The sequence below is a fragment of the Nocardiopsis sp. CNS-639 genome, assembly GCF_000381685.1.
GTDB classification, from domain to species: domain Bacteria; phylum Actinomycetota; class Actinomycetes; order Streptosporangiales; family Streptosporangiaceae; genus Nocardiopsis; species Nocardiopsis dassonvillei.
On record NZ_KB906859.1, the window covers coordinates 77,197 to 92,075 of the forward strand.

General features: G+C 73.9%; 12 protein-coding genes. 8 read left to right on the forward strand and 4 right to left on the reverse strand.

Annotated elements, in window-relative coordinates:
* The first annotated feature begins 102 nt into the window (after positions 1–102).
* From G011_RS0111490 to G011_RS0111500, 3 genes are all read left to right on the forward strand, one after another.
* Positions 103–615 carry a DUF3060 domain-containing protein gene (locus G011_RS0111490; RefSeq protein WP_013151183.1) on the forward strand — a complete coding sequence of 171 codons (513 nt, stop codon included), beginning with the start codon at positions 103–105 and terminating at the stop codon, positions 613–615.
* 118 nt (positions 616–733) lie between these two features.
* Positions 734–1,966 carry an exodeoxyribonuclease VII large subunit gene (gene xseA, locus G011_RS0111495; protein WP_019608599.1) on the forward strand — a complete coding sequence of 411 codons (1,233 nt, stop codon included), beginning with the start codon at positions 734–736 and terminating at the stop codon, positions 1,964–1,966.
* A gap of 3 nt (positions 1,967–1,969) precedes the next feature.
* Positions 1,970–2,236: an exodeoxyribonuclease VII small subunit gene (locus tag G011_RS0111500; protein ID WP_013151185.1), complete on the forward strand. Its 267-nt coding sequence runs from the start codon at positions 1,970–1,972 to the stop codon at positions 2,234–2,236.
* Positions 2,237–2,279: 43 nt separating this feature from the next.
* On the opposite strand, the gene G011_RS0111505 is transcribed toward G011_RS0111500, so the two are convergent.
* On the reverse strand, positions 2,280–2,819 hold the full coding sequence (locus tag G011_RS0111505) for a DUF6542 domain-containing protein (RefSeq protein WP_013151186.1): 540 nt from the start codon (positions 2,817–2,819) through the stop codon (positions 2,280–2,282).
* A gap of 35 nt (positions 2,820–2,854) precedes the next feature.
* Entirely contained in the window at positions 2,855–4,279 is a 1,425-nt protein-coding gene (gene rmuC, locus G011_RS0111510; RefSeq protein ID WP_019608600.1) for a DNA recombination protein RmuC, read from the reverse strand.
* A gap of 303 nt (positions 4,280–4,582) precedes the next feature.
* On the opposite strand from rmuC, the gene G011_RS0111515 reads away from it, so the two are divergent.
* On the forward strand, positions 4,583–5,281 hold the full coding sequence (locus G011_RS0111515; protein WP_019608601.1) for an alpha/beta fold hydrolase: 699 nt from the start codon (positions 4,583–4,585) through the stop codon (positions 5,279–5,281).
* On the opposite strand, the gene G011_RS0111520 is transcribed toward G011_RS0111515, so the two are convergent.
* Positions 5,278–6,258 (reverse strand): FkbM family methyltransferase, encoded by a 981-nt coding sequence (locus G011_RS0111520; RefSeq protein ID WP_019608602.1) that lies wholly within the window; start codon positions 6,256–6,258, stop codon positions 5,278–5,280. The two genes, G011_RS0111515 and G011_RS0111520, sit on opposite strands and share 4 nt — an antisense overlap.
* Positions 6,259–6,731: 473 nt before the next feature.
* Between G011_RS0111520 and ychF the strand changes: the two genes are divergently transcribed.
* Positions 6,732–7,817, forward strand: a complete 1,086-nt coding sequence (gene ychF, locus G011_RS0111525; RefSeq protein WP_019608603.1) for a redox-regulated ATPase YchF — start codon at positions 6,732–6,734, stop codon at positions 7,815–7,817.
* 100 nt (positions 7,818–7,917) lie between these two features.
* Here ychF and G011_RS0111530 read toward each other — a convergent pair whose 3' ends face one another.
* Entirely contained in the window at positions 7,918–8,493 is a 576-nt protein-coding gene (locus G011_RS0111530; protein ID WP_019608604.1) for a 1-acyl-sn-glycerol-3-phosphate acyltransferase, read from the reverse strand.
* Between the two features lie 438 nt (positions 8,494–8,931).
* On the opposite strand from G011_RS0111530, the gene G011_RS0111535 reads away from it, so the two are divergent.
* The 3 genes from G011_RS0111535 (at position 8,932) to G011_RS32870 (ending at position 14,847) form a co-directional block, all read left to right on the forward strand.
* Complete coding sequence (locus G011_RS0111535) at positions 8,932–9,882, forward strand: conjugal transfer protein (RefSeq protein ID WP_019608605.1); 951 nt, start codon at positions 8,932–8,934, stop codon at positions 9,880–9,882.
* Positions 9,883–9,954: 72 nt separating this feature from the next.
* Positions 9,955–10,272 carry a hypothetical protein gene (locus G011_RS0111540; RefSeq protein WP_013151193.1) on the forward strand — a complete coding sequence of 106 codons (318 nt, stop codon included), beginning with the start codon at positions 9,955–9,957 and terminating at the stop codon, positions 10,270–10,272.
* An 18-nt stretch (positions 10,273–10,290) separates the two neighbouring features.
* Positions 10,291–14,847, forward strand: a complete 4,557-nt coding sequence (locus G011_RS32870) for a TcpE family conjugal transfer membrane protein (RefSeq protein ID WP_026338220.1) — start codon at positions 10,291–10,293, stop codon at positions 14,845–14,847.
* The last annotated feature ends 32 nt before the right edge of the window (positions 14,848–14,879 follow it).

Here is a 14,879-nt window from a genome sequence, read left to right on the forward strand (position 1 = left end):
CCCCGCCGACGGCCGCGTCCGCGGGGCACGGGAACCGCGGGGCGGTACGGAACGTCATAGGAAGCGACCACACCGGCGCTTCCCGTCCGAAGGGACACCAACATGCGTTCCGCTGCCCCCGCCGCCGCGCTCCTGGCGGCCACCGCGTTCTGGCTGACCGGATGCTCGGTCGGTATCCCCGGGACCGACCAGGAGGTCTCCGTGGACCCCGACGGCGTGTCCGTCGGCAGTGAGGACGGAGAGGTCTCCGTGGACTCCAACGGCGACGTCTCGGTCGGCAACCAGGACGGCGACGTCACCCTCGACGAGGGCGGCGGCATCTCCGTGGACAGCGAGACCGGCGACCTCACCATCGCCACGGTCGAGGGCAGCGTCACCGAGGAGTGCGACGGCCAGAACGTCAACGTGACCGCCAGCGGGGCCGAGGTCGTCCTCAACGGCCAGTGCGGCGAGGTCTCCATCCTGGGCAACGAGCTGACGGTGCACATCGGCAGCGCCGACTCCATCCGCGTGACCGGCGCCGACAACACCGTCCACCACGCCGAGGGCGAGCCCTCCGTCACCGACATCGGCCTCAACAACACCGTCTCCGCCGGCGGCGAAGCGACCGCCTGACCGCCTCCCTCCGCATCCGGCGTCCGCCCGGCCCCGCCGCGCCGCGCCCGGCCGCCCGGCCCCCGCGCCTGGCGGGCCTGCCCCGAACTGTCCCCGCCCTGGCCTAGGCTCGGTTGGCATGGGCATGGACAGTTCCGCCGAGGCGCCGCAACCGGTACGCGTCGTCCTCAACGCCGTCGGCCAGTGGATCGGCCGCCTGGGCCGCATCTGGGTCGAGGGCCAGATCGCCGAGCTGAACCGGCGCGGCCGCATGGCCTACATCACGCTGCGCGACCCCGTCGCCAACGTGTCGGTGCGCGTGGTCTGCCAGACCTCGGTCCTGGACGCGCAGAGCCCGCCCCCCGAACCCGGTGCGCGCGTGGTCGTGCACGCCAAGCCCGACTTCTACGAGGTCCGCGGCACCTTCTCGCTGCGCGCCCTGGAGATCCGTCACGTCGGCCTGGGCGAGCTGCTGGCCCGGCTCGAACAGCTGCGCCGCACCCTGACCGCCGAAGGGCTCTTCGACGCCGCGCGCAAGCGCCCCCTGCCCTTCCTGCCCAACACGGTCGGGCTCATCTGCGGACGCGACTCCGCCGCCGAGCGCGACGTGTTGGAGAACGGGCGCCGCCGCTGGCCCGCCGTGCGCTTCGAGGTGCGCCCGGTCGCCGTCCAGGGGGACCGGGCCGTGCGCGAGGTGACGGAGGCGCTCAAGGACCTGGACTCGCACCCCGACGTCGACGTCATCGTCATCGCCCGGGGCGGCGGTTCCCTGGAGGACCTGCTGCCCTTCTCCGACGAGGCCCTCGTGCGCGCCGTCGCCTCCGCGGGCACTCCCGTGGTGAGCGCGATCGGCCACGAACAGGACGCCCCGCTGCTCGACCACGTCGCCGACGTGCGCGCCTCCACCCCCACTGACGCCGCCAAGAAGGCGATCCCCGACGTCGGCGAGCAGCTGGAGATCATCCGCCAGCTCCGCGACCGGGGCCGCCGGGTGCTGCGGGGCGGCGTGGAGCGCGAACTCGCCTGGCTGGAGGGCATGCGCTCGCGTCCGGTGCTCGCCAGCCCGGTGCGCGAGGTCGACCGGCTCGCCGAGCAGGTCGCGGACCTGCGCGACCGGGCCCGCCGGAGCCTGACCGTGTCGCTGGACCGGTCCGCCGACGGCCTCGGCCACACCCGGGCGCGCCTGCACGCCCTGTCCCCGGCGACCACGCTCGCGCGCGGTTACGCGATCGTGCAGCGCGAGGACGGGTCGGTGGTGCGCTCGGCCCGTGAACCGGACGCGGGGGAGTCCCTGCGCGTACGGTTCGCCGAGGACAGCCTGACCGCGACCGTGGAGTCAGTCCACACCGAAGACACCTCCGAGGAGGGGTAGGAGATGGCAGCCAAGGGCGCCAAGACCCGTGAAGAGGGCACCGCCGAGCCCGAGCTCAGCTACGAGGAGAGCCGGGAGGAGCTCAACAACGTCGTCCGGCAGCTGGAGTCGGGCGGACTCAGCCTGAAGGACTCGCTGGCCCTGTGGGAGCGCGGCGAGGAACTGGCCCGCGTGTGCGAGCAGTGGCTGGAGGGGGCCCGCGCCAAGCTGGCCGCCGCCATGGACGAGCGGCGGGGGGACGAACCGGGGGACGGCGACACGCCCTTCTGAGGTTCGGGGCCACGCCTGTCGGCCCGCGTCCTGCGGCCCGCGGCTACCTGCGGCCGTTCAGCTGGTCGCCCAGGTCGCGGATGTTGCCGGGCAGGCCCCGGAACACCCCGATCACCAGGACCAGCGCCGTACCCAGGAACAGCCAGGGGGCGACCTCGGCCAGCCGTGACGCCAGCCCCAGGAGCAGCACCCGGGCGAACCCCTCGCTGCCCAGGGCCAGCACGCTCTCCGCGGCGACCATGGCGACGAAGAACGCGATGGGCGGGCTGACCGACAGCGACAGCAGGTCGCTGGGCCGGACCAGGAACGCGCCGAGCACGCAGGCGAGGGTGAAGGCCACGCCCGGGGCCGCGGGGGTGCCCGCCCACTGCGCGATCATGGCCCCGGCGAAGCTGAACACGACGATGGCCAGCACACCGCCGCGTCCGGTCAGGCGGGGCGGGGCCCCGGGGACGTTCTCCTTCGGCCTGGGCACCGGACGCTCCCTCTTCCTGACATGCGGCACGTCCCTGACGCGGCCGTCGGGCCGCACGAAGTACGGTGCGCGCCCGCGTTCGGGGCCGTCCGCCTTCCGCGGGGGCATAGCCGTCCGCCTCCCCAGTGTGTTGCTCACGGTGTTTAGTGTGTCACTTCTCGTGAATGTTCGGTGTCTTTTCCGCGGATCGTGTCGCCCTTCCGGTTACTTGTCCCATCCGCGACGAACACGCCTTCCTCCCCGTTGGACACCGGCTTGGGCCACTGCGGTTCCGAGGTTTCGCGGACAACGTCCGTTCCGTTCCCCTGCCCGCCCGATCCCGGTCCACTCCGCTCCCGCGCGGCCGATCCGGCGCCGCCCGGGTCCGACAGCTCGGGCGCCACCACCGCGCGCGGACGCTCCTCCACGCCCACCGGCCGGTCCAGCTCGCCGTCCACCAGCCCCAGCTCCCCGAAGCGGCGGGCCGTCACCAGCACCCGGCTCTCCAGCGACCCCACGGTCTGGTTGTAGGCGCTCACCGTCCGGGTCAGGGCCCGGCCCAGCCCCTCCACGTGCCCGCCGAGGGTGCCCAGCCGCTCGTGCAGCTGCTTGCCCAGGTCGAACACGGCCCGCGCGTTCTCGCTCAGCGCCTCCTGCTGCCAGGCGTACTGCGCCGTCCGCAGCAGCGAGATCAGCGTCGTCGGCGTCGCGATGTGCACCCGCCGCCCCATCGCGTACTCCAGCAGCTCCGGGTCGTACTCCAGGGCCGGGGCCAGGAACGCCTCCCCGGGGATGAACAGCACCACGAACTCCGGCGCCGGGGTGAACGCCGACCAGTACGCCTTGGCCGCCAGCTGGTCCACGTGCGTGCGCAGGTGCCTGGCGTGCACGCGCAGGTGCCGCGCGGCCTCCTCCGCGCCCGCCTCCACGGCGTCCAGGTAGGCCGCCAGCGGGACCTTGGAGTCCACCACGATGTTCTTGCCGCCCGCCAGGCGCACCACCATGTCCGGGCGCCGCGACCCGTCGCGCGTGGCGGCCTGCTCCTCGAAGTCGCAGTGCGAGCCCATCCCCGCCAGTTCCGCCACCCTGCGCAGCTGGAGCTCGCCCCACCGGCCGCGCGCCTCGGGCCGCCGCAGCGCCGTCACCAGCGACTGGGTCTGGTCGCGCAGCCGCTCCGAGCCCTCGCGCACGTACTCGACCTGCTTGGCCAGCTCCGCGTGGGCCGCGGCGCGCCCCGCGTCGGCCTCCCTCAACTGGCGCTCCACCCGGTCCAGGGTCCGCGTGAGCGGCTCGACCATGCGCTCCACCGCGCGGCGCCGCTCGTCCAGGTCGCCCCCGGCCTCGGCGCTGACCGCGCGCAGCCGCCCCTCCGCCAGTTCCATGAAGCGCTGGTTGGTCTGGTCCAGGGCCTGCGCGGACAGGGCGCGGAACCGGTCGGCCAGCTGTTCCTCCACGTAGGCCGCCCGCTCCTGGGCCGCGCGGGCGTCGGCCCGCGTCTCGGCCTCCCGGCCGCGGGCCAGGATCCAGCCCACGGCGGTGCCGACCGCCAGACCGATCAGGAGCATGAGTACGAGTGCGAGGCCGTCCATGGCCGTCTATGGTGTCAGGCCGCGCCGTCGCGCGGCTCCCCGCCACGCAGGACATCGGTGAGCAGACCCGCCAAGTCCGGCATGTCCGCCGGCCCCGGAACCCGCCGGGGCCCGACGTGGGAACGCGGATCCCGCAGGTGCGCGGTTCCAGAGGGGAGCGGGGACGCGCGCGAGGCCGCTTCCGGACATCCACTTCCCTTGTGCAAAAGTTTTCGAGAACCTGAGGTCTCCGTCCGGGGCCGGACCACCTCTCACCGGTTCCCGTACCTGGCAGTCCCTCACTTCCCCAGGAGGCCCGCTCCCATGAGACTGGAGACCTACACCCGCGGCACCGGAGACCTCACCGTGCTCCTCGTCCACGGATCCATGGCCACCCACGAGACCTGGCACGCCGTCGAGGACGCGCTGGTCGAACGCGGCCGCCGCGTGGTCAGCGTCGACATGCGCGGCCACGGCGACAGCCCGCGCGGCTCCTACTCCGTGGCGGCGCTCGGCGACGACCTGGCGGACTCCCTGCCCGCCGGAGCGGACCTGGCCATCGGCCACTCCATGGGCGCGGTGGCGCTCTCCCTCGCGGTGGAGAGGCTGTGCCCGGCCCGCGCGGTGTACGTGGACCCGGCCTTCCGCCTTCCCCCCATGCACGCCGACGCGGGCGAGCGCGTGCGCCGCGTCTTCGTCACCGCCGACGCCACGCGCGTGCGCCAGAGCAACCCCAGGTGGACCGACGACGACGTCGAGAGGGAGGTCAGGGGCTTCGCCGCCTTCGACCCGGAGTTCTTCGACTTCGTGGCCGAGGAGATCGCCGGGCACGACTTCCTCCCCGGCGAACCGGTCGTGCCCTCCCTCGTCCTGCGCGCGGGCGACAGCGTCACCGTCACGCCCCAGACCGCGGACGAGCTGACCGGGCGCGGCTTCACCGTCCGGGTCGTGGAGGGCGCCGGGCACTGCGTCCACCGCGACGACCTGCCCGGGTTCCTCGCCGCGCTGGAGGGCTGGCTCTAGGGGGCCGGGTTCCCGCGGGAGCCGGGGCGGCAGGACTCCAGAGCCCTGCGCCAGCCGCGCACCGAGGGCCAGAACTCCTCCGGCACCGGCTCCGGCGTGAACAGCCACATCCGCTCCCAGGCGGGGGAGGCCCGGCCCGAGATCTCCGGGCGCGGCTCGTAGGGCGGCGGCCCGCTCACCGGGTACCAGGTGTACTCCAGCGGGTCGAGCAGCGCCATGAGCCGCTCCTCCACGCCCCGGTCGGGCCGCACCTTCACCAGCATCCACGGCCGGTACCGGCGCAGCACCTCCAGGCCTCCGGCGACCACGTCCGGCTCCGTGCCGACCGTGTCGATCTTGAGCACGGTCGGGAAGGCCGACGCGTCCTCGTTCCACCGCGCCAGGGTGGTCACCTCCACGGCGATGTGCGACAGGTCGGCGCGCGCCGAGTGCACGAGCGTGTTGCACATGTCGTTGTGACGGGCCCGCCGCAGGTGCGCGGTGCCGGTGTGGTTGCTCAGCGCCAGTTCCACCACGGTGAAGCCCAGGTCCGCCGACGAGGACACCACCCGGGCCGCCGCCGCCACCTCCGGGGTGGGTTCGAACGCGAACACCGGGCGGCGTGTGCGCGCGGCGGCCAGCAGCGAGTACACCCCCACCCCGGAGCCCACGTCGAACACCGCTCCGGGGCGGGTGTGGTCGAGCATCGCCATGAAGCAGGCCAGGCTGTCGGGCTCGTGCCGGGCCAGCCCGAAGGCGGCCAGCCGCCGCGGAACGGTGAGGTCGCCGGGCAGCCGCAGGGTGAGGCCGTCCGGGCCGATGCGGCGCGTGTCCGAGTCCAGGCGGGGCAGGGAGAAGGCCACCTCGCGGGTCCACGGTGGAACCCGGTCCGGGTCCAGCCCGCCCAGCCGTCTGGGCAGCCGGACGCGGATCTTGCGGGTCGCGAAGCGCACGAGCGGGTAGCGGCGCACGAGCGCCCTCAGTTGGTCGGTGACCACGGTTGTCTCCCCCCAGGAAAGGTGCTGCGACGGCGGCGCCGGTGCACGGCGTCAGCCGTGTGCCCGGGCGCCTTCGTCCGACGCGGTCCGGGGCCGGTCCCTCCCACCGGCCGCCGTACCGCGCGCCTGCCGTGTCAGCGGCGGTGTGTCGGTCCAGGTCCGGGAGGCGGAGCCGTGCGTGCGACGGGTGGCCCGCGCACCGGACGGCCGCCGCCCCGGATTCCCGGCAGCGTTTGACGAACCTACTGTGAGTAGCTTCTCCTGTGCACTGCGTTTCGGTGATTGGCCCTGTTTTTCCGGTCCGGCACCGCACGCGGACCCGCGCCCCGCCTTCGGCCCCGCCGTCCGGGGCGGGGGCCGCCCCGTTGACCGGCGCGGTTCGCCGACGGTGAGGTTTCCGGCCGCGGGCGGGAGACCGGCGACCCGGACGCGGCGGGACCGCCCACCCGCGGGTCCGCATAGACTCTGACCTTGTGAGTCTGTCTATCGGGATCGTCGGCCTGCCCAACGTCGGCAAGTCCACCCTCTTCAACGCGCTGACCAAGAACGACGCCCTGGCCGCGAACTACCCGTTCGCGACCATCGAGCCCAACGTCGGGGTCGTGGGCGTTCCCGACGCCCGGCTCGGCAAGCTGGCCGAGATCTTCGACTCGGCGAAGGTCATTCCGGCGACGGTGGACTTCGTCGACATCGCGGGCATCGTGCGCGGCGCCTCCACGGGTGAGGGCCTGGGCAACAAGTTCCTGGCCAACATCCGCGAGAGCGACGCCATCTGCCAGGTGATCCGGGCCTTCGACGACCCCGACGTCACGCACGTCGACGGCGACGTCGAGCCCTCCCGCGACATCGAGACCATCAACACCGAGCTGATCCTGGCCGACCTCCAGACCCTGGAGAAGGCGCTTCCCCGCCTGGAGAAGGACGCCAAGCGCAACGCCAAGGACAAGGACGCCCAGGAGCTGCTCCAGGCCGCCCGCGACGCGCAGGAGGTCCTCGACGGCGGCACCTCGCTGTCCGCGGCCGAGGGCGTGGACCTGGACCGGCTGCGCGAGCTGAGCCTGCTCACGGTCAAGCCGTTCATCTACGTGTTCAACCTCGACACCGACGAGCTGGCCGACGGGGCGCTGCGCACCAAGCTCCAGGACCTCGTCGCCCCGGCCGAGGCGATCTTCCTGGACGCCAAGATCGAGGCGGAACTGGCCGAGCTGGACGAGGACGAGGCGCAGGAGCTCCTGGAGTCCATGGGCCAGACCGAGTCGGGCCTGGCCCAGCTCGCCCGGGTCGGCTTCGCCACCCTGGGCCTGCAGACCTACCTGACCGCCGGGCCCAAGGAGGCCCGCGCCTGGACGATCCGCAAGGGCGCCACCGCCCCCGAGGCCGCCGGAGTCATCCACACCGACTTCCAGCGCGGCTTCATCAAGGCCGAGGTGGTCTCCTTCGACGACCTGGTCGCCGCGGGCGACATGCAGACCGCCCGTGCGGCGGGCAAGGTCCGCATGGAGGGCAAGGAGTACGTGATGGCCGACGGCGACGTCGTGGAGTTCCGCTTCAACGTCTGACCGAGCCGACGAGGGGCCGTGGGAACGCGCCGAGCGCGCGTCCCCGCGGCCCCTCAGCGCGCTCCGGGTCCGGGATCCCTCCGGCCGGCCCGGACGGGGGTCAGTCGGCGCCGCCCTCCTCGCGCAAGCGCGGTTCGACGCGCCGCTCCGGGCTGTGCCCCGCCTTGTCGGCGTAGAAGGCGCGGACGCGGCCCATGTCCTCCGCGACGTCGCCGGTCAGTTCGAAGGTCGGGCCGAGCCCGGTGGTCATCGTGGTGCGGTCGACGAAACCGAGCGTCACCGGCATCCCCGTCTCGCGGGCGATGCGGTAGAAGCCGGACTTCCAGTGCGTGTGCGCCCCGCGGGTGCCGTCGGGGGTGATGACCAGGCCGAAGGTCTCGCCGGACCGCACGCGCCGGACGACGTCGTCGACGACCCGGCCGGGATTCGCGCGATCGACGGGGATTCCACCGAGCGCGCGCATGATCGGGCCGCGCCAGCCCCTGAACAGGCTCTGTTTACCCAGCCAGTGCAGCTCCAGCCCCAGGCGCCAGGAGATGGCGAGCATGAGCACGAAATCCCAGTTGGAGGTGTGCGGGGCACCGATCAGCACGGTGGGGCGTTCGGGCTTGGGTTCGGTGGTCAGCTTCCACCGGCTGAGGGACCAGAACACCCGGGCTGCGAGGTATCGGAGCATGCCGCCAATCTAGGGCACGCTCCCGGGCTCACACGGTGGATCCGTGCTCGGGGCCGGATCGGCCCGAAAACGGGGGGCGCGGCCGGGAGGCGGCGGCCGCTTCGCCCGGCGCGGGGAGATCCCGGTTACATCCCGTCAACGGTTTCCCGGACCGCGGGGACACATCTTGCTGCCTTCGGGGGAACTAATCCCTTTCCGGTCCGACCATAATTGCGGCGAAGTGTGTGGCCGCAGCAGGAGTTAGTGCAACTCTTGCCGTATTGTGCCCGTTTTGGGAAGTTAAGCCCATGTGCGCAATGTGCGGTTGGCGGGGAAACGCGGAGTCACCAAGGACGCTCCCAACCCGCACAATGCCTCACTATAGGGATGGGGTAGACAAGGGCATGGCGGAGACGCCGTCCGGAGCGGGCGGCACGGACCTGTGTGCAGGAGGCGGGGATGGCGAAGGCGTCGCGGCGCGGTGCCGCCGCGGGTGAGCCGGACGACGGCGGTGTGGGGCTCGACGCCCCCCGCGCCCGACGGCCCCGGGCCGGAGCCGGAGGGCGCTGGTGGGTCGGTGTGGGCCGCGCCGTCCTGTGGGCCTTCATCATCGTGGTCGTCTTCAACGGCATCTGGTTCCCGCTGCGCGGCGGGTTCGCCCTTCCCGACACCTCCGAGGAGCCCGAGCAGAGCGACACCGTGACCTATCCGGAGACCGCCGCCGCGGCCTTCGGCATGCGGTTCGCCGAGGCCTACCTCGACACCGCCGACCCCGAGGCGCGCCTGTCCGACCTGGCGGCGTACGTCCCCGAGGGGGAGGCCGCCGCCCTGGACGTCCCCGCCGACAGCCTCACCGGCGACAACCTCACGGTGGTCGCCGTGCACGTGGAGGACGACCACAACGGCCTCGTCGTCGTGCGGGCCGACGTCAACGGCCAGCCCATGCGCCTGGACGTGCCGGTCTACGCCGACGGGGAGTCCCTGGTGGTCTCGGGCAACCCGGCGCTGCTGGCCGCGCCGACGCAGGCCAGCCTGCCCGAGGGGTCGGCCTTCGAGACCGACCCGGAGGCCGAGGAGCAGCTCGGGGAGGTGCTGTCCGGCTTCTTCGAGGCCTACGCGGGGGAACCGGCGCACCTGGAGCGCTATGTGGAACCGGGTGTCACCATCGCCCCGCTTCCGGAGAACAGCCTGGAATTTGGTGAACTGTCCGATATCACGGTGCCAACCCGGGCCTCGACCGGGAATGATGACGTACGACAGGTAGCGGCCACCGTCCGGTGGAACGTCCCGGCCTCCGACGGGGCCGACACCGGGCAGATCACGCAGAACTACCTGGTCACCGTCGTGGACTCGGGCAGCGAGTGGCACGTGCGTGACATCCAGGGAGCCCCGCGCTCGTTCGGCGGATGACGGGGCCTGTAGGCAAGGAGAAGAGAAGGACCATGCGCACACCAGAAACGACACCGGGGGGCGGCGCCTGACATGCTCCCCCTGCTGTCCTCCACACCGGACGTGTTCCACGCCGCCGGAGGTGCCGACCTGCTCTTCCTCGCGGCGCAGACCACCGAGAACGCCCCCGACACCGGTGGCCTCGCCGACTTCCTGAGGGGTTTCTTCGGACCCCTCTTCCTCGTCATCGTCTCCATCGTGGCGGTGTTCTTCCTGTTCACGAGGGAGATCACGAGGTTCGCGCAGTTCATCATCCTGGCGATCTTCATCGGGATCGTGTTCTACGTCCCCGGCATCATCGAGGTCATCGCCGTGGCGCTCGCCCGAGCGATGGGCGTATCGACCGAATAGGCGAGGGAGGCCGGGAACGTGGACCTGCCCACGTACACCAACATCTGGCGTATCGAGAAGCGGCTCTACAAGCTCTACGATTTCCGGCTGCCCATGCCGCTCCCGGTGGGCACCTTCGGGGTCGCCCTGGGCGTGTTCGCGCTCTGGGTGGTCCTGCTCAGCCTCGTCAACGCGCCCTTCGTGTTCGGCAACGGCTGGCACCTGGTGCTGTGGGTGGTCCCGCCCGGTGTGATCACCGTGCTGGCCACCCGGCCGGTGATCGAGGGCAAGCGCCTCACCGAACTGCTCATCTCCCAGGCGCGCTTCCTGGCCGAAGCGCGGGTGTACAACCGCCTGGCCCCCGAGTACGAGCCCGCCGAGGTCCGCGTGACCGTGCGGGTGTGGCACCGCGACCCCGCGTCCGGACCGCTCCCGCCGGCGTCGCGGCGCCGCGCCGAACCCGAGGCGGAGACGGCCGGGGACGGGGCCGCCGAGACCGCTGAGACCGCGGTCCGCCCGTCCCGCTCCGGCGCGCCGCCGCTGCTCGGTGTGCGCGCTCCTGCCGACCCCGCTCCGTCCGCCGAGACCGAGGAGGCCCCCGCCCGGGGCGGCTCCGGGAGGCCGGACCGGGGACAGGAGAGGGCCCCCGCCGAGGCTCCGCGCATCCGGCCCCGAAGAGACGGGGAGACCGGGAGGCGGGTTCCGGTCCGGGCGGAGGCCGTCCCTGCCCGGTCGGAGACCGTGTCCGCCGGGGCTGAGAGCGCTCCGGCCGAGCCGAAGGCCGTTCCTGTCCGGTCGGAGGCCGCTTCCGCCCGGACCGGGAACGCTCCGGCTCCGGAGCGGGAGACCCCGGCGGAAAAGGCCCCGGCCGCTCCCGAACGCGCACCCGTGGCCGTCGCCGCGCGCCCCGAGCCCGAGGAGCGGCGCGCCCCGTCGCGACCGCACGGGGAGCGGCCCGACGCGTCCGCCGCCTCCGGCGGCGACGGTGGAGCGCCAGACGGGCCCCGGCGCGGAGTCGGCCGCCGCGTGCTCAACTACTTCGGCTTCGCCCTGGGCTCCGCACCACGGGAACCCCGGGAGGAGGAGCCCCGCGGGCCCGAGGCGGACACCGGGGAGGAGCCCGACGACGGCTTCGCGCGGGAGAGGATCTACGAGACCGAGGGCGAGGAGCAGCGCGACAGCGACGAGTGGTTCGCCCGCCTGCGCGCCTCCTCCGGCGAGACCCCCCTCGGTCTGACCTCCAAGAGCGCCTACAGCGTCGGCGACACCACGGCCATGAGCCGGGGGGAACTGGCCGACGCGGTGGACGAGCGGCGCGTCTCCGGCTCCGACGAGGAGGAGACCGCCGCGGCCCGGCGCCTGCGCGGCCGTACGCAGGGCCTCAGGGTCGCCAAGGACCTGGAGGAACAGCGCCGCACCGAGCGCGTGCGGGAGCGCGGCCCGAGGGAGCTGCCGACCTCCCGTGCCCGGGGCCAGGGGCTTCCCGGCACCGGTGAGGAGCCGGAGCCGCCCCGCCGCAGGGGGCGCCCCCACGCCGCCCCGTGGGAACTGGAGAAGAAGGCCGAGCCCGCGGCCGGCTACGGCGACCTGTCGGACTACGCCGCCCGTTACGCGGCGGCCACCGGCCGCCCCCCGGCCGAGGCCGGTGCCCTGCCCTGGCTGCCGCCCTCCTCCGCGACGCCGCAGGAGGAGGCCCGCGCGACCGAGGACGCAGACGCGCCCGCACGCACCGAACGGCGGGAGGACCCGGTCGGCGCCGAGGACACCGCGAGTGCGCCCGGGACCACGGACGAGGACGGGGCGGCGGACACCGCTCGTCCGGTGACGCGTGCGGAACGGGGCACGGCACAGGACGAGCCCGAAGCCTCCGCGGAGGCCGCTCCCGGCACGGGTACGCGGGACGCCGAGGCCTCCGGTCACGCAGTCGCCTCCGGACCGGAAGGTCCCTCGGTCGCCCCCCGCCGGAGCACCACCGGCTCCGGGGACGCCCAGCGCGGGTCCGTCACGGGAGACGAGGAGACCGTCCCGCAGCGCGGCCTCGCCGGACACGGGGACACCGCCGAGCCCGAGGACGTCGGGTACCGGTCCACCACGGGGCACGAGGCCACCACCGGACACGGGGACACGGCCGGGAGTGCGAGCACCGCCGTGCCCGGGGACGTCACCGGGCCGGGGAGCCCCACCGGGGCAGAGGAGACCGTCGAGCACCGGCCCGCCACGGGGCGCGGCGACACCGTTCCTCCCGAGGACACCACCCAGAACGGGGACACCACCAGCACCGAGACCGCCGCCGCGCGGACCGCTCCCCGCGGCGTGGACGCCCGTCCCGCTGTGGACGCGGCGGCTCAGGGCACGACCGCCCCGGAGGACACGACCACTCCGGACACCCCCGACACCCGGGTCACTCCGGACACCGCCGTGCCCGTGGCGCCCGCGGCCGAACGCTCTCCCCACAAGCCCGCCCTGGAACTCGACCACGGCACCGGCGAGCAGGACGCCATGCCCGGGGCGCCGCGCGAGGAGTCCCAGGACCGCGGCCCCGAGTGGAACGAGCACATGTCCGTGCTCGACAACCACCTCATCACCGCCGACACCCCGGCGCCGCCGCGCCCGAAGTTCGCCGACGCCGTTCCCACACAGGAGCGCGACGCCAAGGACCCCTCGCGGTGGTTCGAGGACGGCAGGAAGCGCCACCCCGACCAGCCCAAGGTGGGTGACCGGGGCAACCCCCTCATCCCCGCCAACGAGCTGCGCGAGGAGAACGCCGTCCCGGCCGCCTCCGGGGACGGCGCCGAGACCACCACCGGCGAGGTGGTCGGTGAGGCCGCCCCGGCCGGGCGGGCCCCGGCCGACGAGCCCAAGCCGCCCACCCAGCTCGACCACGGAACCGGCGAACTCGTCAGCTTCGTCGAGGTCCGGGACGACCACGGGCGCGGGGACGGCAACGTCCGCGTGGACCCGGGCACCGACCAGGTCCGCCGACGCACCGCCTCCGACCTGGAGAGGGCCGAGGCCGAGGCCCTGGCCCGCCGTCGGCAGAACGTGCGCCGGGACGGGCGGGACCCCGGCCAGGCCCGGGGATCCGACGGCGCAGCGGCCCCCGCGGCCTCCGGTTCCGCCGGAGCCGCCGGAGCCGACCGCGGCGACGCGTCCTTCCGCGCCCGTTGGAGCATGCGCGCCACCGGCACCGCCGACTCCGCGATCCGGGACACGGACACCTCCGCCAAGCCCGACCCGGCCGCCGGCCGCCGGAGCGGGCACCAGGGCGCCGGGACCGCCCGCGCCGCCTCCGGGGCGCGGGAGGACCGCAACGGCGCCGCACGCGACCCGAGGGCCAACCCCAGCATGGCCGACGCCCTCGCGCAGGAGCGGACCTCCACCGAGGAGGAGCGGACCTCCCCGCCGGCCGTCCAGGACACCGGGCGGGCCGAGGACGAGGCCCTCACGGACCGTCCCACCCCGACCGCCGGTCAGGAGCACCCCGCCGAGGAGCCGCGGGAGTCCGAGGATCCGCACGACGGCGTCTTCCACCGGGTGGCGCAGAACGCGCGCAGGCTCGGCCAGCTCTTCGGCCAGCCCGCGCCCGGAGAGGAGCCCGAGCCGTCCGCGCGCGAACCCAGGACCGCGCTGGAACTCGACCACGGCACCGGCGAACAGGAGCGCCTGGGCGACACCCCCAACGGCGTCCCCGCCCACCGGGCCGAGGAGCCCGAACCCCGACGACGGACCGAGGAGCCCGCCGCCAGCGACTCCGGCGGCACCCGGGGCTGGCGGCGCCTGGCCAAGGTCGTCACCGGCGGGGCGGCCCCCGTGCGCTCCGACCTGCCGCCCAGCGACATCGAGCGCCTGCGCACCCCGCTGGACGGTCCGCGCAGCCTCGTCGTGCTGGGCTGCACCGGCGGCGCCGGGCAGACCGTCACCGCACTGATGATCGGCCACACCCTGGCCGCGCACCGCGACGACCTCGTCGTGGCCGTCGACGTCAACCCCGGACCCAACGGCCTCTCCCGCCGCGTCGGCGCACAGACGCCCGAGACCCTCACCGGGCTGCTGGCCAACGCCGAGGCGATCCAGGACTACTCCCGGATGAGCGGCTACACCAGCCGGACCGCGACCGGCCTGGAGGTCGTGCAGACCCTGGACGACCCCTACGTGCAGACCCTGGACGACCGCGACTACGGTCAGCTGGCCTCGCTGCTCGGCGGGTTCTACGGCGTCACCCTGCTGGACCCGGCGGCCACGGGCGTGGCGCGGGCCCTGCCGGTCGCCGACGGGCTGGTGCTGGTCGCCCCGGCCAACGCCGACGCCGAGCGCGCGGTCTCCATGACCTTCGACTGGCTGGACGGCAACGGCTACGGCGCCCTGCGCGCCAGGTCCGTGCTCGTGGTCAACGGGGTCAGCAAGCGCAGTCTCCAGGATGTGGACGCCGCCGAGCGGGTGGCCCGCGGCCGGTGCCGCGCCATCGTCCGCATCCCCTGGGACGACCACCTGGGCTCGTCCTACACCAGGATCGACGTGGGCGCCCTGCGCCCCGCCACCAAGCGCGCCCACGGCGCCCTGGGCGGGGTCCTGGTCAACTCCCTCACCCAGCAGTAGCGCCGGAGGCGGGTCTCCCGGCCCCCTCGGAC

What these genes read in the sequence shown, in the direction of transcription:
- G011_RS0111490 (WP_013151183.1), top strand. Translation starts at nt 103, where the DNA reads ATGCGTTCCGCTGCCCCCGCCGCCGCGCTCCTGGCGGCCACCGCGTTC.
- xseA (WP_019608599.1), top strand. Translation starts at nt 734, where the DNA reads ATGGGCATGGACAGTTCCGCCGAGGCGCCGCAACCGGTACGCGTCGTC.
- G011_RS0111500 (WP_013151185.1), top strand. Translation starts at nt 1,970, where the DNA reads ATGGCAGCCAAGGGCGCCAAGACCCGTGAAGAGGGCACCGCCGAGCCC.
- G011_RS0111505 (WP_013151186.1), bottom strand. Translation starts at nt 2,819, where the DNA reads ATGCCCCCGCGGAAGGCGGACGGCCCCGAACGCGGGCGCGCACCGTAC.
- rmuC (WP_019608600.1), bottom strand. Translation starts at nt 4,279, where the DNA reads ATGGACGGCCTCGCACTCGTACTCATGCTCCTGATCGGTCTGGCGGTC.
- G011_RS0111515 (WP_019608601.1), top strand. Translation starts at nt 4,583, where the DNA reads ATGAGACTGGAGACCTACACCCGCGGCACCGGAGACCTCACCGTGCTC.
- G011_RS0111530 (WP_019608604.1), bottom strand. Translation starts at nt 8,493, where the DNA reads ATGCTCCGATACCTCGCAGCCCGGGTGTTCTGGTCCCTCAGCCGGTGG.
- G011_RS0111535 (WP_019608605.1), top strand. Translation starts at nt 8,932, where the DNA reads ATGGCGAAGGCGTCGCGGCGCGGTGCCGCCGCGGGTGAGCCGGACGAC.
- G011_RS0111540 (WP_013151193.1), top strand. Translation starts at nt 9,955, where the DNA reads ATGCTCCCCCTGCTGTCCTCCACACCGGACGTGTTCCACGCCGCCGGA.